Raw genomic sequence first — 18,443 nt, 5'->3', positions numbered from 1 at the left:
TACAGATGGCCGGGCGTCCTAAAGGACGACATCACCAACATAGCGGCGCTTGATGGAGAAGTGCTTCTTCCACTTGTCGGACGCGCGCAGGCCAATGATGTATTCCTCGTCGGGATCGCCGGCAGGGAAAACCTTGGGGGCCGTGGCGGGATCCCACAGGCCCTGCTTGCGACGTTCTTCACGCTGGTCCACCAGCCAGTCATTATAGCTCTCGAAGACGATGTGGCCTTCAAAACCATCCAGGGTGGCGGCGCGGATGCGGCCGTCGAATTCCAGATATTTTTCGACCATGCGCTGGCTGGGCATCTCGGGCTCCACCGTGTTGGTATAGCCGGCTTCTTCCAGCTCCTTGCCGGCCACGGCCGCAAAGATGCGCTGGTCACGCAGGGAGAGCAGATCCTTGTGGATACCGATATACTTGTCGCTGATGGGCTTGCCCAGAGGCGCATGGTCGCGGGAAGCGCCGCGAGCCTTGCACATATCGGTCTTGTAGAAATCGAACATGCCTTCTTCGAAGTCCTCGCCCAGGAACTCGCACACGCCGCGCATGACTTTTTCCGGTTCACGCACCAGCTCTTCGTAGCGCACGTCCAGCCACAGACCTTTTTCACGCAGAGGTTCGCGCCATTCCTTGACGGCGTTCCAGCAGCGCTTCCAGGACTGGGCCGCGCAATAGATGTTGGTGGGGCCAAAGGAGGATTCCATGTAGTCTACGCTGGCGTCACGGCCGTCCCGGGTGATGTAGATGAACTGGGCATTGGGGAAATCGTGGTGCATGGGGCCCACGAAGTAGAGGTTGTGCGGCGTTTTTTCGCCCCAGCGGGGCTTGTTCACATACTGGGCAAAACGCATGTGCATACCTGCGTACAGACCGGCAAAGCTGCGTTCGGGGGCCAGCTCGATGACTTCATCGACGATGGTACGGGGGTTGACCTTCATCCCCCAGAAAGGAGTCTTGAGGCCAAAGACCATCTCCTGGGCCAGAGTGCGGAAGTTGGCTTCGACGGACAGGTCGCCGTAGGTGTGCAGATAGGGGTAGAAGCGGGGATAGTACCAGACCACTTCCGGAACGGCGATGCGGGAATGGCAACCCAGCAGGGCCATGACCAGGGTCGTGCCGGAGCGTTCGGCACCAATCATGAAGATGGGACGTTCTTGGAGGTTGAGAGGCATGGTTTTTCTCCTTGTTGGGGATTTTTTGACGTTGGGGGTCTTTTCGATCAGGCCTGCAGCAGGGCGCGGACGAAGATGAATGCGCCCACGACGATGCAGACGACAGAAACCATTTTTTTCAGGACGCCGGACGAGACGCTGTGGGCCAGCTTCGCGCCGGCCACGACACCGGCGAGCTCGGCCACCGTGACCAGAAGCGCCATGTGCAGGTCGACGAAACCGTTGGCGAAGTTGCTGATGGAGCCGGAAGTGGCAGCCGTGATCTGGATGACCTGGCTGGTGGCGATGGAGGTGAGGGGGGTGAATCCCAGGATGACCATGAGGGGCACGGACAGCACGGGGCCGCCCACGCCGGTCAGGCCCGAGCCGAATCCCACGGTGGCGCCGATGAGCAGCAGTTGCAGACGCTGCCGGCCGTCACCGGGGCGGTAGGTGATGGTGCCGCCTTTGGCGGGGAACAGGGCATAGATGCCCGCGAAGATGATGATGCACCCCAGGATGAGGTTGAGGATCCAGGCCGGTGCGATGGCGTTGGCCAGGGCCCCGGGGTAGCCGCCCACAAGACCGCCTATGCAGACGGGTATGGTGATGCCCCAGTGGATGCTGCCGTGTTTGCAGTACAGCCAGGTACCCAGAAGCCCGGTAAAGATGAAGCTGAACAGGGACGTGGCCATGGCCGCATGGGTCGTCAGGCCGCCAAGGCCGCTCAGGGCGGGGATCAGCAGGATGCCGCCCACGCCTACTGTTCCGATGAGGCCGCCGACGATGAGGGCGACGGCCAGGAGGATAATGATCATGGCTTGCTCCGATGTGATGTTGTTCACAAGCTGAGCAAGCAGCGTGCCAAAGAAAAAATAATATTTAATATATTGTTTTTATTATGTCTTTTTCTGCATATGGGCCGGGCTGCCGCAATGCGTTTTTTGCAAAAAAGAGGTGAAACGATCGAAATGTGGAGTGTTGCGGACAAAAGGCCGCTATCACGCGCCGCCCTTGCCCAGGCCGCCGACAAGCGCATTGCAAGCCCGCCGGTGAGGGTGTATGCTGCGACCTATGTTGATGAAAAGCTTTTCTTCCTTCCGGGGACGCTGTGTCCGGCATCTGGGCACGGCGGTCTTGTGCGTGGTCCTGCTGGGGTCTTCCCAGGCTTCTTTTGCCGCGTCCGCCGGCCGGCAGGATGCCGTTGCCCGGCAGCCCGTCTATAGCGGCCAGCGCTCGGCCGAGACGGCGGACAGGCCCGTGGCGGGCAAGAGCATCGGCATGTCCGATGCCGTGGAGCATGCCCTGCGCTTCAACCCCGGCCTGGGGGCGCAGGAAGCCGAGAGCCGTTCCTCCGAAGAAGGGCGAAAATCCGCGCGCGGTGCCTTCGGTCCGCGCCTGGGCGTGAGCTATTCCGCCACCAAGACCGAGAGCAAGCGTGATCCTTCCGCCACCATGGGCACCAAGAACCCCAAGATGGGCGTCTACAGCTGGGGCATCGAAGTGACCCAGCCCATCTTCCAGGGCTTCCGCCTGCTCTCCACCTACCAGAAGGCCGCCCTGCAGGCCGACAGCGACAAGGCTTCATTGCGCAAGGCCGAGCTGGACATGACCGAGCAGGTGCAGACGGCGTTCCTGGAATACCTGAAAGCCGGCGAGAACACCCGCAGCATGCGCGACAGCCTGGCCCGCCTGCGCGAGCAGCTGCGCATCGCCCAGGCCTATTTCGAAGTGGGCCTGAGCCCCCGTCTGGACGTGCTCCAGGCCGAAGTGGACGTGAGCGAGGCCGAGCGCCTGCTCATCGAGGCCGAGAACACCCAGGCCACCACTCTGGCCAGGCTCAACACCCTGCTGGGCTTCGACGCCACGGCCGTCAATACCTATACCGGCACGCTCAAGGAAGTGGGCTTCCGCTATACGCTGGAGCAGTGCCTGGAACTGGCCTACCGCCAGCGCCCCGACCTGTATGTGGCCCAGAAGGCCGTGGAGATCGCCCGCAAGAGCCAGAAGGAAGTGCAGAGCGACTACTACCCCCAGATCGAGGGCTATTACAGCATGACGCAGAGCGGCAACACGCCCGGCATGCAGCGTTCCGGCGAGAACGGCTCGCACGTCACCAACTGGGAAGTGGGGGCGCAGGCCACCTGGAACGTGTTCGAATGGGGCACCACCTACTATGCCGACAAGCAGGCCGGCTGGCAGGTGACCAAGATGCGTTACGAGCAGGAGAACCTCAAGCTGGAAGTGGGCTACGACATCAAGTCCAAGTATCTGGCCGTGCAGGAGGCCCGCAAGCGCATCGCCGTGGCCCAGAACAGCGTGGCGCAGGCCACGGAGGCCTATAACGTGGCCCTGGCCCGTTACCACGAGCATGTGGGCACCAACTTCGACGTACTGGACGCCTCGGCCAATCTCACTTCGGCCCAGTCCTCTTTGACCGGTGCCAAGGCCGACTACCTGACGGCCCTTTCCCAGATCTATGTAGCCATGGGCGAATATCATCCCGACCTGCTGCGGGAAGGTGGCGCCGCCAGAAGAAAATAGACGGTCCCGTATGAGTGATTCTGAACAATTTTTGACAGTGACTCCCCTGGGTGGTCTGGGGGAGATCGGTCTCAACTGCCAGCTGTGGGAGACTTCCGCGGGCGTGGTCATGGTGGACTGCGGCCTGATGTTCCCGGATGATTTCCATTTGGGCGTGGACGTGGTCATCCCGCATTTCGGCGCGGTGAGCGCCGTGCGCGACAAATTGCTGGGCATCGTCCTGACCCACGGCCACGAAGACCACATCGGCGCCCTGCCGTGGCTGGTGCCCCAGCTGCGCGGCACGCGCATCTACGGCTCCTATTTCACCCTGGCCCTGGTGGAGCACAAACTCAGGGAGCACGAGCTGCTGGACTGGGTGGAGCTGTGCCCGGTGGAGCCCGGTGACCAGGTGGCCCTGGGCGACATGACCTTCCATTTTTTCCCCGTGTGCCATTCCATCCCCGAAGGTTTCGGCCTGGGCGTGGAGACGCCCGTGGGCCGCATCGTCCACAGCGGGGACTTCAAGATCGATCCCCAGCCCCTGGCCGGCAGCGGCACGGATCTGGCGACATTTCGCGACTTCGCCGGGCCGGAGGGCGCGCGCCTGCTGTTCTCCGATTCCACCAATGTAGAGCGCGACGGCCGTTCCCTTACCGAAAGGGCCGTCATGGAGTCCCTGGGCAAGGTCTTCGACGAGGCCCCGGGCCGCATCGTGGTGACGCTGTTCTCCAGCCACATCCAGCGCATCCAGGAAGTCTTCGACCTGGCGCGCGAGCGCGGGCGCACCGTGGTCATCAGCGGCAAGTCTCTGGCCAACAATATCGAGATGGCCCGCGATCTGGGCATCGCCAAGCTGCCGCCCAGCTTTTTCAACGCCCATAACGGCGTGCCCGACCTGCCCGACGAGCAGCTGGTGCTGGTGGTGACCGGCGCCCAGGGCGAACCGTTGTCCGCGCTGTCGCGCATGGTGCTGGGCGGCCACCGCCAGCTCAGCATCCGCAAGGGCGACACCGTGGTCATGAGCTCGCGCATGATCCCCGGCAACGTCAAGGCCGTGTCGCGCCTCATCAACGAGATGTATCGCCTGGGGGCCACGGTCCTGTACGAGAGCGTGCGGGCCATCCACGCCTCGGGCCACGCCCACCGTGACGAATTGCGCGAACTGCTGGGCGCGGTGCGGCCTGAATATTTCGTGCCCGTACACGGGGAGTACCGCCATCTGTTCAAGCACGGGCAGCTGGCGCGCGAGTGCGGCGTCAAGCCCGACAACGTGGTCCTGCTGGAGGACGGCTGTCCCCTGACCCTGCTGCCGGACGGCATCCGTCTGGAGCCGCCCGTGCCGGTGGAATGCACGCTGGTGGACGGCAAGGGCGTGGGCGACGTGGGCTCGGCCGTGCTGCGCGAGCGCCGCATCCTCGGCGACGAGGGCATGGTCATCGTGGTGCTGGTGCTGGATGCCGAGACCGGCAGCGTGCTGCACGGGCCGGAGATGTTCTCCAAGGGCTTCGTGTTCGAGCAGCACTACAGCCATGTGCTGGAAGATGCCAAATGCCTGGTGCTGGACGAGATCGAATCCGTCCGCCCCGGCCAGCTCACCCGTCTGCAGGAAGGCATCCGGGCCTCGCTGCGGCGCTTTTTCCGCCGGGTCCTGGAACGTGATCCGGTGGTCGTCCCCATCGTCAGCGAGGTATGACTCTTTTGAATCTTTACAGGAATGAACAGAGGAGTGGTGCCGCCGCGGCCCTGTTTTACTTTTTTTGGCATGATGCGGAAAGGCGGGCATGCTGACAGAGGACAGGTATTTCTTGCCATAATGCCTGTCTTTTGCGCCCGGTCGTCAAGAAAGACCGTTCGCCTTGACCACAGTGACGTATCAACTTAATATTTGTAGCCTTTACCGTGCGCGTCAGGCCTGTCCCGCAGGATGAGCGGGCTTCCGGCAGGATGGTTCCTGCCGCGGGCAACGGCGTACAGCCCGGACATTCCGGCTGTGATCGCCGGTCCTAAGGCGTTCTTTAACCCCATTCAGCAAAAGGGATGTCCTCCACATGACTTGGGATTGGGATAAATTGCAGGAAAAACGGCAACGGCAGCAGGGGCAGCGCCCCTCCCGTCCGCTCTTCGGTGATGATGATAATGACACCCAGGACGAACAGCCCCGGCGTGCCCGGCGTTCGCCTTCCGGCAACGGGGGCGACGATAACGGCTTCGACGGCGGGAATGCCCTGAAAAAGCTTTCCGGCATGAAGATGCCGGGCGGCATGGTGATCTGGCTGGTGCTGGGCCTGGTGGGCCTGTGGCTTTTGTCGGGCATCTATATCGTCAACCCTGACGAGGAGGGCGTGGTGCTGCGCTTTGGCAAGTACGACCGCACCGAAGGCCCCGGCCCCCATTACGCGCTGCCCGCTCCCATCGAGACCGTCTACAAGCCCCAGGTGACCCAGGTGCTGCGCTGCGAGGTGGGCTTCCGCTCCACCGGGCAGGCCACCACCTTCCGCCAGGGCGAGCTGCGCAGCGTGCCCAAGGAAGCCTCCATGCTCACCGGTGACGAGAACATCGTCAACGTCCAGTTCAGCGTGCAGTACAAAATCAGCGACGCGGTCAAGTACCTGTTCAACATCAGCGACCCCACCAACCTGGTGCGTAACGCCGCCGAGGCCGCCATGCGCGAGGTCATCGGCAACAGCCTCATCGACTCGGCCATCACCGACGGCAAGCTGAAGATCCAGAGCGACGCCACGGTGCTGCTCCAGGAGGTCCTGGACCGCTACGAGGCCGGTATCCAGGTGCTGGCCGTGCAGATGCAGGACGTGCATCCGCCGCAGGAAGTGAGCGACGCCTTCAAGGACGTGGCCAGTGCCCGCGAAGACAAGAGCCGCATCATCAACGAGGCGGAAGCCTACCGCAACGCCCTGCTGCCGCAGGCCCGCGGTGAGGCCGCGGCCATCCTCAACAAGGCCGAGGCCTACCGGGTGGCGCGCCTGCGGCAGGCCGAAGGCGAGTCCCGCCGTTTCGACGCGCTGCGCCAGGAATACGAAAAGGCTCCCGACGTGACCCGCCAGCGCCTGTATTACGAAACCATGGAAGAGATCCTGGCCGCTTCCAAGGACAAGACCCTGCTGGACAGCGGGGTCTCCGGCAAGGTGCTGCCGCATATGCCTCTTCCGGGTACGCCCGCTTTCGGCGTCCTGCCCTCGGAGAAGAAATAATGACCAAGAATCCCCTCCTTTACGGTGTCCTGCTGCTGGCGCTGGCCGTTTTCGTGACCCAGTGCTGCTTCACCGTGCACCAGACCCAGCAGGCCCTGGTGCTCCAGCTGGGCGATCCCCTGCCCGAGATCTACCGGCCCGGCCTGCACTTCAAGCTGCCCTTCATCCAGAAGGTCGTCTATTTCGACGCCCGTGTGCTCGACTACGCCGCCAGCTCGCGCGAGGCCTTCACCGTGGACAAAAAGACCATCGTGCTGGACAACTACGCCCGCTGGCGCATCAGCGACCCCCTGCAGTTCTACCGCACCATGCGTACCATCCCCGGTGCGCAGGCCCGCCTGGACGACGTGGTCTATTCGCAGCTGCGGGCCCTGGTGGGCGCCTACACCCTGACCGAGGTGGTCTCCAAGGAGCGCGCCACCATCATGACCCGCGTGACGGAAAAGGTCTCCGACCTCATGAAGCCCTACGGGGTGGAGGTCCTGGACGTGCGCATCAAGCGCACCGACCTGCCCACGGAGAACCAGCGTTCCATTTTTGACCGCATGCGGGCCGAGCGTGAACGCCAGGCTAAGCAGTACCGTTCCGAAGGCCAGGAAGAGGCCACGCGCATCCGTTCCGATGCCGACCGCCAGAAGGCCCTCATCCTTGCCGAGGCCAACCGCGAGGCCCAGGTGCTTTACGGCCAGGGCGATGCCCAGGCGGCCGCCGTCTACGCCGCGGCCTACGGCAAGTCGCCGGAATTCTATTCCTACCAGCGCTGGCTCGACGCCCTGCGCACATCCTTCAAGGAGAACAGCAAAATGGTGCTGGGCAGCCGGGTGCCCTTGCTGGATCTGCAGAAGTAGGTGGATCATGGGCTTTACGGAAATCTACGAACGCATCAAGCTGGCCGCCAATTGCCGTACCCAGGTGGAGCTGGCGGAGCTGCTCAATATCCGCCAGTCCAGCATCTCGGACGCCAAGCGCCGCGACTCCGTGCCGGGCGACTGGTACATGAAGCTCTTCGAGCGTTTCGGCCTCAACCCCGACTGGCTCAAGTACGGCGTGGGGCCCCTCTATCTGCGCACGGACAAAGGGTATTGTCCGCAGGAGGCCCCCCCAAACCTGGCCAGGACCGTGGCCTGCCACGGGGACGACTTTACCCGGTCCACCGTGGTGGACGTCTACGACATGGCCGGTGTCTATACGGACGAGGCCCCCAGGCCCGCCCTGTCCGTTTCCGGAAGGGTCCCCCTGCCGCGGGCCTTCCTGCGGCCCTCGCTGCAGGTGCTGCGTCTGCGCGGCCAGGCCATGGAGCCCTTGCTGCGCGAAGGTGCCTATATCGGGGTGGATAGAGAGGATCTGGCTCCTGTCTCCGGCAGGACCTACGCCCTGTTCGCCCCGCTGGAAGGCGTGGTGGTCCGCCAGGTGTTTCTGGACGGCCCGCAGCAGGGCTATGTCCTGAGGGCCCAGTCCCCGGATTACCCCGAAACGTTCCTGGATGCCGCCCTGTTGCAGCGCCGCATGCTGGGACGTGTGGTCTGGACTTTTCAGGAGGTTTAGCATGAGCATCTCCATCAGGGACGGACACGGGGCCCTGCGCCTTGTCCTGTGTGCCCTGTTCTGCCTGTTGCTGGCTGCCTGCGGCGGCAAGGAGCCCGTGGATGACGTGGTGGCCGGCGGCACCGTGATCCTGGAGCCGCCGTCCGCGGATGGCGGCGGCGATGACGGCATCAGGGAGCGTTCCCTCGGGCCTTCCCCCGCGGCTCCGGCTGCGGTGACGCCCGTGGCGTCCCCCGCGCCCAGGACCACCGCACGCCCGTCCGCTCCGGCCGTGGCCCCCGTGTGGCAGGATCTGTCGCGCCGCCTGGCTGCCGACGGCATCTCCGGGCCCAGGGTGGACGCCCTGCTGGCGGGCCTGCCCGCCACGCCCACCCAGTCGCCCATGGGCCGCAAGATCAAGGCCCTCTACAATCGCAAGTTCTTTCCCGCGCCGCCTTCGGACAAGCCGCAGGCGCAGTATTACAAGGGCGTGGTCACGGACGCCAACGCGCGCCTGTGCCGCCAGTTCATCACGGCCAACAGCAAGGCCTTCCGTCAGGCGGAACAGCGCTACGGCGTCCCTTCGTCCATCGCGGCGGCCCTGCTGTTCGTGGAGACCCGCCTCGGCAAGGTGCTGGGCGATACCTCGGAGAACGCCTTCTACACCCTGGCCAGCATGGCCGTGAGCCGGACGCCGGAGAGCATCAGCGACTGGCTGCCGCAGCTGCGCGACCATGAGCGGCACATGGACTGGATCGCCGAGACCATGCCCAAGCGTGCGGACTGGGCCTACAAGGAGACCAGGGCCCTGGTGGAACACATGCTGCGCGACCGCGTGCCGCCGGAACATCTGCCCGGTTCCATCTACGGCGCCGTGGGCCTGTGCCAGTTCATGCCGTCCAATATCGCCACCTACGGTGCGGACGGTGACGGCGACGGCCGTGTGGACCTGTTCACCGTGCCCGATGCCGTGGCCAGCCTTTCCCACTATCTTGCCCGGCACGGCTGGAAGGCCGGGCTTTCCCGCGAGCGCCAGCATGCCCTGCTGATGCGCTACAACCACTCCACGGTCTACGCCAACACCATCATGGCTCTGGCTGACCGTGTCGCCGCTCTGAAGTGAGTCCCGGGACGGCAGGTCCGCCTGCCGTCCTTTTTTGACAGGTCGCGCCCCTGGCCACGGATCGTTCCGGCGGCCCTGCCGGGGAGTGCACGCGCCTGCGCCTTCCTTCCTCCTTTCCGGGGCCTTCGGTGCTCCGCAGATCCCTATCCCCTGTTCCTGACATCCTGCTGACGCGCCCCGTGTTGAGTTGTGAACGGTTCCGTCGCGCGGCAGAGCCGCTCCGGCAGGCCCGTGCCTGCTCTCGTGACTGTTCTTCGCGGGCGGGTCCCCTCATCCTTCCTTCGTACAGGGAGCTGACATGACGTTTATCTCGACTTTGCTGAAAGCGGCTGCGGCCCTTTTCATGCTCGTTATCCTGATGTTGCTGGTCCAGCTGGACCTGACGGCCTTCCAGACGGTGGAAGTGCTGGCTCCCGGCTGGGGCTGGCTGGCCTTCGTGTCCCTGCTGGCGCTGGAGGCAGGCGCCGTGCTCTGGCTGGGCCTGGCCAGGTTTGCCCGTGCGCCCCGTCTGGTCTTGCGTGACGATCCTACGGAGGCGGAACGTCAGGCCTTTGCCCGTGAACTGGAACGCCGCCTGAAGAAGAATCCCCATGTCCGTGCCGCAGGCCTCCGCTCCACGGATGAGCATTTTCTGGAAAAGGCCCTCGACGTGCTGGACGCCCGTGCCGGGGAAGAGATCCGCAACAGCGCCAAACGGGTGTTCCTGGGCACGGCCCTGTCCCAGAACGGCCGTCTGGATGCGCTCATCGTGTTCGTCTCGCTGGCGCGCATGGTCTGGCGGGTCTCCGGCATCTACAACCAGCGTCCCACCCCGGCGGAACTGTGGAGCGTCTACAGCACGGTCTCCTCGGCCACGTTCATTTCCTTTTCCATCGAGGCCCTGGACATCCCCAGGACCATCACCGAGAGCATGAACGAGCTGCTGCCCGCGGTCACGCCCGCCATGGCGGCCTCCAGCGTGCCGCTCATGGGGCCCATGATGCAGCAGTGCACGTCCGCCGTCATCGACGGGGCGGCCAACTGCCTGCTGGCCATCCGGGCCGGTGTGGTCACGCGCAGTGCCTTCCGTTTCGCTGCCCTGGGCAGGGAAGAGGCCCGGCAGCAGGCCTGCGTCCGGGAGGCGGGCACCATGCTGGCGGAGATCTCCCGGGAGACCGTGGGGGCCATCGTGGAGGCCTTCCGCAAGCAGCTGGTGAACTTGCCTGCCTCCATGGGGCAGAAGATCTCGGAGACCGTGGGCACCGTGGCCGACAGCGCCCTGGAAAAGACCCGGGGCGCCGCCCAGAGCGTGGCGCGCGGCGGCACGGCCGTGGCCGAGGCCGTGAGTTCCGGTGCCGGTGCCGTCATCGGTGCGGGACAGGCCGTGGCCGGAGCGGTCAGCAATGGGGCCGGTGCCATGGCGGATGCCCTGGGCAGCGGCACGAGCGCCGTCATCCATGCTGTGGGCGATTGTGCCGCCAGTGCGGAAAAAGCCGTGCTGCGCGGTGGCAGTGCCGTCATGGGGAGCGTCGGCAGCGGGGCAGGGGCCGTGGCGGACATGGTGAGCAGCGGCACCAGCGCGGTCATCGGTGCGGTGAGCGACGGGGCCGCTTCTGCCGGTCAGGCGGTGGCGCGCGGCGGTACGGCCGTCGTGGGGGCCGTGAGCTCCGGTGCCGGTGCCGTCATCGGTGCGGGACAGGCCGTGGCCGGAGCCGTCAGCAGCGGCACCACTGCCGTCCTGGGCGCCGTGCGGGGCATACTGCCCGGCAACCGGCGGCGGGAGGCCACGGCGGACGAGCGTTTCGTCCTGCATCTGGCCCTGGTCTGGTCGCAGGGGCGTCCGGGCTGGAAGCGCCGTCGCCAGCTGGCCCGGCTGTGCGATGCGGAAGGTGTGAGCGCCGGGCTGCGTACGCTGGTGGACAGGCATCCCGATCTCGACCTGCTGGAACCGCAGCTGTCGTTCTGGCGGGGCAGAGTGGAGGACGTGCTGTCCTGCCACAGCTCCCTGGAGCTGGAACACGGCGCGGCGGCCGCGGCGTGGCTGGCGGAACTGGATCACCGGCTGGGGCTGGGCGGCAGTTTGCAGAGCGGCCGTGAGGAGCCCGCCTCCGGCTGGAAACGCTTCTGGAAGTGAGCGCACGGGGCGGAATCTACCGCACATCGTTCGGCAGTCCGGCGGATCTGTGAAAAGATTCCCTGTTTTGTGACGATGGTCACAGTTGTAACCGGGGAGATGTGCTCTAGTGTCATGGACAGACACCCATCCCCCTCAGCACAAGGAGCCCCCCATGTTTTGCAACCAGTGTGAACAGACCTCCAAGGGCAAGGCCTGTACCCGCCTTGGCATCTGCGGCAAGAACGAGGCCGTGGCCATCCAGCAGGACAAGCTGGTCTGGCAGCTGCGCGAACTGGCGGCCGTGGCCCTGATGGCCCGTGACGCCGGCATCGTGGACACCGCCACCGACGACTTCGCTTTCAAGGCCCTGTTCTCCACCCTGACCAATGTGAATTTCGATCCCGTCTCCCTGCGCGCCGTGCAGGAAGAATGCCTGGAGCGCACCACGGCCCTGGCCGCCCGTGTGTCCGATGCCCCGGCCCCCACGCCTCTGGCTGCCCTGGAGCTGCGGGAAACCGCTATCGACCGCCTGTCCGACGACGAGGACGTGCGCTCCGCCATGCAGATCCTGCTCTACGGCCTCAAGGGCGTGGCCGCCTATGCCGACCATGCCGCCGAGCTGGGCCAGCGTGATCCCGACGTGGCCGCCTTCCTGTATCGCGGCCTGCGTGCCGGCACCGAACTGGATCCCGAGAGCCACGACCTCAACGGCTGGCTGGGGCTGGTGCTGGAATGCGGCAAGGCCAACCTGCGCGCCATGGAGCTGCTGGAAGCGGGCAATACCGGTACGTTCGGCACGCCCGTGCCCACGCCCGTCTCCCTGGGCCGGCGCAAGGGCAAGGCCATCCTCATCTCCGGCCACGACCTGCCCGACCTGCTGGCCCTGCTGGAGCAGACCCGCGATACGGGCATCAACGTGTACACCCACGGCGAGATGCTGCCCGCCCACGCCTATCCGCTGCTGCATGCCTTCCCGCATCTGGCCGGGCATTACGGCACGGCCTGGCAGAACCAGCAGAAGGAGCTGCCCGCCTTCCCCGGCGCGGTGCTCTTCACCACCAACTGCATCCAGGACCCCAAAGACTACGCCGACAAGGTCTTCACCTCCGGCAACGTGTCCTGGCCCGGCCTGGTCCATTGCAAGGGGCGTGACTTCTCGGCCGTCATCCGGAAGGCTCTGGAACTGCCCGGCTTCGCCGAAGACGTGCCCGGAAAGGAAGTGCTGACCGGCTTTGGCCGCGAGACCCTGCTGGGTGCCGCGCCCGCCGTGCTGGATGCCGTGGCCCAGGGCAAGCTGCGCCACATCTTTTTGGTGGGCGGTTGCGACGGCGCCCGTCCCGGCCGCAACTACTACACCGAACTGGTGGAGAAGATCCCGGCCGACTGCCTGATCCTGACCCTGGCCTGCGGCAAGTTCCGCTTCTTCGACAAGGAGCTGGGCAGCCTGGGCGACATCCCTCGCCTGCTGGACGTGGGCCAGTGCAACGACGCCTACGCCGCCGTGCGTGTGGCCCTGGCCCTGGCCGATGCCCTGAAGTGCGGCGTCAATGACCTGCCGCTGTCGCTGGTGCTTTCGTGGTACGAGCAGAAGGCCGTGAGCATCCTGCTGACCCTGCTGGCCCTGGGCGTGAAGAACATCCGCCTCGGGCCCACGCTGCCTGCCTTCGTGTCCCCCAACATCCTCAAGGTGCTGGTGGAACAGTGGAACATCATGCCCGTGACCACGCCCGACGAAGACCTCAAGGCGATCCTGGGCTAAGATTCTTTTGCAGGGGAAGGCCGTGACCGCGGTCTTCCCCTGTGTTTTTGGCCGGCGGGGCTGCTTTCCCGTCCGGCTTTTTTTCCTGCCCCTGTGTCCGCGGGGGCAAAGCTTTCATGGAGGTCGCGCATGGACCAGAAAAAAGGGAACCGCCCCCCCGATCCCCAGAGCCTGCGGGATGCCCTGCGCCACAGCCCGCTGGGCCGCTGGCTGGACGAGAGGGAGACCGGTCTTGTGCTGGGCACGGGCCGTCTGGCCGAGATGCGGGCGGGCGATGTCCTGTTCCGTGAAGGGGACGAGATACGTCATGTGCCCTTCGTCTTGTCCGGCGAGGTGAAACTGGTCAAAATGGGCCCGCAGGGCAGGGAGTACGTCCTGCACCTGACCCGCGGCGGGGCCTTCCCCGATCCGGGGGCCCTGTTCTACGAGGCCCCTCTGCCTGCTACGGCCGTGGCCCTGGGGCCGGGGCGCCTGCTCTGGCTGGAGCGGGCCACCATGGACAGGCTGCTGGACGGGAATCCCCGGCTGGCCCGCTGGCTTTTGCAGGTGCTGGCGGCGCGGCAGCGTTTGTTCGTCAACAAGGTGGCCGGCTCGCAGGGGATGATTTCGGTCTCCCGGCGGGTGGCCGGATGGCTGCTGCACCGCTCCCGCATGGAGGAAGGGCGCCGTCAGCTGGAACTGCCCGGTACCCGGGAGCTCATGGCCCGTCTGCTGGGCCTGAGCCGCGAGAGCCTGAGCCGGGAACTCAACAAGCTGGCCCGGGAAGGCGCCATCCGCCTGGAGCGGCGGCGGGTGGAGCTGCTGGACATGGCGGTCCTGGAACGCCGGGCCCAGGACTAACGGGCTTTCGGACGTATTTTTCCGCTCCGGCCTTGCAAGGCCCGTCACCGTGCGGCCGGATGATGGCCGCAGGCAGGCCCCGGCGCCGGTCGTATTTTTTTGCATGTCGCTTCCGCCTCTGTGCGCCGCGCTCCGCTGATACCGTGATGCAGGCCTGGCGGCGGGCGGCAGCCCACACCATCATGACAGCCATGACAGACATCATCCCTCAGCTTTCCCTGCCGCCGTGCATCCTTTGCTCCAGCATCACCGGCAATACCCGTTCTCTGGCCGATGCCCTGGCCGGAGCCACCGGGGCCCCCGTATTCCCCACGGGGCATCCGCCCCTGCTCGACCATGCCGGGACGCTGCTTCTGGGTTTCTGGGTGCGCCGGGGCCTGCCCGACAGCCGCAGCCTGCGCCTGTGGCAGGGCATACGCGGCAAGCATGTCTTTTTTTTCGGTACCCACGGCACGCGCCCCGGTTCGGACCATTCCCGCCAGTGTCTCGCGGCGGCCCGCCGCCTGTTGCAGGACAACGGCAACGAGGTGCTGGGCGGCTTTTTGTGCCAGGGGCGGGTCAATCCGCGTCTGGTGGCGCTGGCGGGCAAACCGGGCCACCATCCCATGACGCCCGCCCGTGCGGCCCGTCTGGCCGAGGCCGCCCGCCATCCCGACGGGGCGGACCGTCAGGCGCTGGTGCGCTGCTGGGACCGCTGCCGTCAGGGCCTGCCCCTGCCCGGGGCCGATGCCGCCGGAGAACTGGGCGGCGGCCACTTTTTTGCCTGGTCCGCCGGGGCGGGACGCTTGTCCTGAGCCCGCGGGCCCGTTATCCTGCAAGGGGAGGAGAGAACATCATGGAAAAGATCGTCAGCCGCGTGGAACTGAGCGAGGATCCGGCCCTGCCCGGCGAGATCCTCAACAAGGCGGAATCGCTGTTCGTGGCTTTTCAGACCGGGGATTTCCCCTATGTGCTGCCCTTCAACCATGTCTGGCTGGACGGGCGCATCTACATCCATTGCGCCCTGGAAGGACGCAAGATCGACGTGCTGCGCCGGGATGGCCGGGTGGGCTTTTCCACGGCGGTGGACGTGTGCATCATCCGCGAAAAATCCACCACCCACTTCCGCAGCCTTTGCGGTACCGGCCGGGTGAGCGAAGTGACCGATACGGAAGAGAAGCGCCGTGCCCTGGACGCCATCAGCCTGCGCTTTGACGCGCGCTGCCCGCGCCCCACGCCCGATGCCGCCCTGGCCCGCGTGAATATCCTGCGCATCGATGTGGAGAGCCTGACCTGCCGCCACAAGAACGGGCCGCGCCGCAAGGACAAGGAATAGGAAGAAGGTTTGTGCTTTTTGGCACAAATTGGAGAAAAGGCCTTGTCTTGTGCGGGGAAAGTCCTTACATTGAGGTTGTAAGGGAAAAAAAGGCTGCGCCGGCTCTGGAGCCGACGAGAAAAGGGCCATCCCCCCTTTCCTGATGGAACCGGATTTTCAACATTTTACTTCTGTCCGTTTGGGCGGTAATGGAGCGTACCATGAAGGAAATCAAGAAGATTCTTTGCGCGGTTGACCTTTCCGAACACAGCGCGGCCGTGGCAGAGTACGCCACCATGCTGGCCAAGGGCTTGGGGGCCAGCATCATCGTCGTCTACACGGCTCCCTCGCTGAGCCAGTATGTGGGCTTCCATGTGCCGCCCAACACCATCGAAAACTTCGTGGGCGAGATCGTCTCCGGCGCTGAAAAGTCCATGGACGCTTTCGTGGCCGAAAACTTCCCCGGCGTGGAAGCCAAGGGCCAGGTGCTCATCGGCTACGCCGCTGAAGAGATCCTGACCCGTGCCAATGACGAAGGCGCCGACCTCATCGTCATGGGCACCCACGGTCGCAAGGGCATCGACCGCATCCTCTTCGGCTCCGTGGCCGAAAAGGTCGTCAAGAACGCGTCCATGCCTGTGCTGACCGTTCGCCCCAACAGGTAAGTCCCGGCCGGATCGGGAACTGACAACGGTTTCTCGGGCCGCCGCACTTGCGGCGGCCCTTTTTTCTTTGCATCTGGAGTCTGTATGTACACCTGCGCCGTGCGCCCGGAAATAGCCGCCCTGAGCGCCTATGTTCCCGGCATGTCCATTGCCGAAATTCAGGAGAAATACGGCCTGTCCAAGGTCGTCAAAATGGCCAGCAACGAGAACCCCCTGGGCGTCTCGCCCCTGGTGAAGGAAGCCCTGGGCCTGCACGCCGGGACAGCCTTCCGCTATCCCCAGGGCGGCAACCCCCGCCTGGTGGCGGCCCTGGCCCGCACGCACGGCGTCAGCCCCGATCAGGTGGTGGTGGGCAACGGCTCGGACGAGATCATCGACATGCTGATCCGTATGCTCCTGGTGCCGGGCAAGCATTCCGTGGTCTGCTTCGAGCCCTGCTTCAGCATCTATCCCGTCCAGGCGCAGGTCTGCGGCGTGGAAGTGCGCCGCCATCCCCTCAACCCGGATTTCAGCTTCGATCTCGACGCGCTCTTCGCCCTGGTGGACGATGACACCCGTCTGGTCTTCGTGACCACGCCGGACAATCCCTCCGGCTACTGCCCGCCGCTGGCCGACGTGCGCCGCCTGGCGCAGCGCCTTGGCGAGCGCTTCCCCCACTGCCTGCTGGTGGTGGACGAGGCCTACATGGACTTTGCGGGCGACAGCCCCGAGGACGAGGCCCGCTTCTCCCTGCTGGCCTCCGGTGACATCCCGGACAACGTGGCCATCATGCGCACCTTCTCCAAAAGCTACGGTCTGGCCGGGCTGCGCCTGGGCTACGGCATCCTGCCGGCCGAGCTGGCCCAGTATTACTGGCGGGCCCGCCTGCCGTTCTCGGTCAACATCCTGGCCGAAGAAGCCGGTATCGCCGTGCTGCAGGACAGCACCTTCCGGGCCGCCACGCTGGAATGCGTGCGCGCCGGTCGCCGTCGCCTGACCGAAGGCCTGCGCGCCCTGGGATGCACGGTGTGGCCCAGCGCCGCCAACTTCATCATGATGCAGCTGCCCGAAGGCTGCGGTACGGCGGCGGCCTGCTTCGAGGCCCTGCTGCAGCGCGGTATCATCATCCGGCCGCTCAAAAGCTACAGCCTGCCCGATCACCTGCGCGTGAGCGTGGGCAGCGACGAAGAGAACACGGCCTTCCTTGAGGCCATGAAACAGTGGATGCAGGAGGTGCGGGGATGAAGACGACCCTGCCTGTGGTGACCCTGGACGGCCCCGCCGGTGTGGGCAAGACCACGCTGGCCCAGCAGCTGGCCGAAAGCCTGCATGTGGCTTATCTGGATACCGGCGCCATGTTCCGTTGCCTGGCCCTCAAGCTGGGGCCCGGTGCGGAGACCCTGCCCGAAGAGGAATTGCGCGAGAAGTGCCGCCAGTGGACCTTCAGCCTGTCCGGCAAGGGACGGGCCTCCACGGTGTGCTGCAACGGCGTGCCCATCCGCGGCGAAGTGCGCACCGAGCAGGTGGGCATGCTGGCCGCCCGCATCGCCACGGTGCCCGTGGTGCGCGAGGTGCTGCGCGAGGCCCAGCGGGCCATGGGCGAAGCCACGCCGCTGGTGGTGGAAGGCCGTGACATGGGTACGGTGGTCTTTCCTGACGCCCGCTTCAAATTCTTCCTGGATGCATCGCCCGAAGTGCGCGCCCTGCGCCGTCTGCGCGACCTGGCCGCCCGCGGGGTGGAAGCCGATCTGGTGACGCTGACCGAGCAGATCCGCCAGCGTGACTCCCTGGACCGCAACCGGGCCGTGGCGCCTCTGCGCCCCGCTGCCGATGCCGTCATCGTGGATACCTCGGAACTGGACATCGCCGGTGTGCTGGGCGTGCTGGTGCATCGCATCAGCGTGCATGAAGGCAGCGTGACCCTGTTGCCGTAGCCGGGGACGGCAAACATCATATGGCAAGATGACGGGCCGGAAGGGATCTCCCTTCCGGCCCGTTTGCATTTTTGGTGCGACCGGAGAGAACGCGGGAGGCGGAAGAGGACATCTTCCCGGATGGGGATCGCTCAGGCCGGGGTGCAAGAGGGGACCGCACGGCAGGGACCGGGGGAGGCTGGGCAGACTCCGATCTTTCTTATCGCCGTCGGAGCATCTGGTGAGGCGGTGTGCCGGGAAAGGCCCCCTGCGCGGCTCCGCGGCCTGCGGAAGACGTGTGTTGTGGCAGGGGGGAAACGGAAAAGGGGACCTCTCTGCCGGAGCAGGAAGTCCCCCAAAAATC

The 18,443-nt window shown here is 65.5% G+C and carries 16 protein-coding genes; 14 read left to right on the top strand and 2 right to left on the bottom strand.

Annotated elements, in window-relative coordinates:
* Positions 1-18 precede the first annotated feature (18 nt).
* Together Q4I12_RS02060 and Q4I12_RS02055 are read right to left on the bottom strand one after the other, a co-directional pair.
* Positions 19-1,173, bottom strand: coding sequence for a sulfotransferase family protein (locus Q4I12_RS02060; protein WP_302260306.1), 1,155 nt, complete (start codon positions 1,171-1,173; stop codon positions 19-21).
* A gap of 47 nt (positions 1,174-1,220) precedes the next feature.
* Positions 1,221-1,970: a sulfite exporter TauE/SafE family protein gene (locus Q4I12_RS02055; RefSeq protein WP_006009134.1), complete on the bottom strand. Its 750-nt coding sequence runs from the start codon at positions 1,968-1,970 to the stop codon at positions 1,221-1,223.
* A gap of 244 nt (positions 1,971-2,214) precedes the next feature.
* On the opposite strand from Q4I12_RS02055, the gene Q4I12_RS02050 reads away from it, so the two are divergent.
* The 14 genes from Q4I12_RS02050 (at position 2,215) to cmk (ending at position 18,100) form a co-directional block, all read left to right on the top strand.
* The gene (locus Q4I12_RS02050; RefSeq protein ID WP_302260304.1) at positions 2,215-3,696 is read left to right on the top strand and encodes a TolC family protein; all 1,482 of its coding nucleotides are present in this window, start codon (positions 2,215-2,217) and stop codon (positions 3,694-3,696) included.
* A 10-nt stretch (positions 3,697-3,706) separates the two neighbouring features.
* Positions 3,707-5,371 carry a ribonuclease J gene (locus Q4I12_RS02045; RefSeq protein WP_006009140.1) on the top strand — a complete coding sequence of 555 codons (1,665 nt, stop codon included), beginning with the start codon at positions 3,707-3,709 and terminating at the stop codon, positions 5,369-5,371.
* 355 nt (positions 5,372-5,726) lie between these two features.
* Complete coding sequence (hflK, locus tag Q4I12_RS02040; protein ID WP_297158574.1) at positions 5,727-6,887, top strand: FtsH protease activity modulator HflK; 1,161 nt, start codon at positions 5,727-5,729, stop codon at positions 6,885-6,887.
* Positions 6,887-7,735 (top strand): protease modulator HflC, encoded by an 849-nt coding sequence (hflC, locus tag Q4I12_RS02035; protein WP_297158576.1) that lies wholly within the window; start codon positions 6,887-6,889, stop codon positions 7,733-7,735. Before hflK ends, hflC begins: the two co-directional genes overlap by 1 nt.
* A 7-nt stretch (positions 7,736-7,742) precedes the next feature.
* Complete coding sequence (locus Q4I12_RS02030) at positions 7,743-8,432, top strand: LexA family transcriptional regulator (protein ID WP_302260301.1); 690 nt, start codon at positions 7,743-7,745, stop codon at positions 8,430-8,432.
* Between the two features lies 1 nt (position 8,433).
* Positions 8,434-9,534 (top strand): lytic murein transglycosylase, encoded by a 1,101-nt coding sequence (locus Q4I12_RS02025; RefSeq protein ID WP_297158580.1) that lies wholly within the window; start codon positions 8,434-8,436, stop codon positions 9,532-9,534.
* A gap of 298 nt (positions 9,535-9,832) precedes the next feature.
* Positions 9,833-11,647 carry a DUF697 domain-containing protein gene (locus tag Q4I12_RS02020; RefSeq protein ID WP_302260299.1) on the top strand — a complete coding sequence of 605 codons (1,815 nt, stop codon included), beginning with the start codon at positions 9,833-9,835 and terminating at the stop codon, positions 11,645-11,647.
* Positions 11,648-11,801: 154 nt separating this feature from the next.
* Entirely contained in the window at positions 11,802-13,388 is a 1,587-nt protein-coding gene (gene hcp, locus Q4I12_RS02015; RefSeq protein ID WP_302260298.1) for a hydroxylamine reductase, read from the top strand.
* Between the two features lie 129 nt (positions 13,389-13,517).
* A complete protein-coding gene (locus Q4I12_RS02010) occupies positions 13,518-14,228 on the top strand; it encodes a Crp/Fnr family transcriptional regulator (RefSeq protein WP_289616214.1) in 711 nt (236 codons plus the stop codon).
* Positions 14,229-14,419: 191 nt separating this feature from the next.
* Positions 14,420-15,022: a flavodoxin family protein gene (locus tag Q4I12_RS02005; RefSeq protein WP_302260296.1), complete on the top strand. Its 603-nt coding sequence runs from the start codon at positions 14,420-14,422 to the stop codon at positions 15,020-15,022.
* Between the two features lie 41 nt (positions 15,023-15,063).
* On the top strand, positions 15,064-15,543 hold the full coding sequence (locus Q4I12_RS02000; RefSeq protein WP_168935109.1) for a pyridoxamine 5'-phosphate oxidase family protein: 480 nt from the start codon (positions 15,064-15,066) through the stop codon (positions 15,541-15,543).
* Between the two features lie 200 nt (positions 15,544-15,743).
* Positions 15,744-16,187: a universal stress protein gene (locus Q4I12_RS01995; RefSeq protein WP_040370153.1), complete on the top strand. Its 444-nt coding sequence runs from the start codon at positions 15,744-15,746 to the stop codon at positions 16,185-16,187.
* 84 nt (positions 16,188-16,271) lie between these two features.
* On the top strand, positions 16,272-17,411 hold the full coding sequence (gene hisC / locus Q4I12_RS01990) for a histidinol-phosphate transaminase (protein WP_302260294.1): 1,140 nt from the start codon (positions 16,272-16,274) through the stop codon (positions 17,409-17,411).
* The gene (gene cmk / locus Q4I12_RS01985) at positions 17,408-18,100 is read left to right on the top strand and encodes a (d)CMP kinase (protein WP_204625372.1); all 693 of its coding nucleotides are present in this window, start codon (positions 17,408-17,410) and stop codon (positions 18,098-18,100) included. The genes hisC and cmk overlap by 4 nt, the downstream gene beginning before the upstream one ends.
* The last annotated feature ends 343 nt before the right edge of the window (positions 18,101-18,443 follow it).

Source organism: Desulfovibrio piger, assembly GCF_951793255.1.
In the GTDB taxonomy this organism is placed as follows: domain Bacteria; phylum Desulfobacterota; class Desulfovibrionia; order Desulfovibrionales; family Desulfovibrionaceae; genus Desulfovibrio.
Note: the sequence above shows the minus strand (reverse complement) of the source record. Positions and strands in the feature narration are given on the sequence as shown.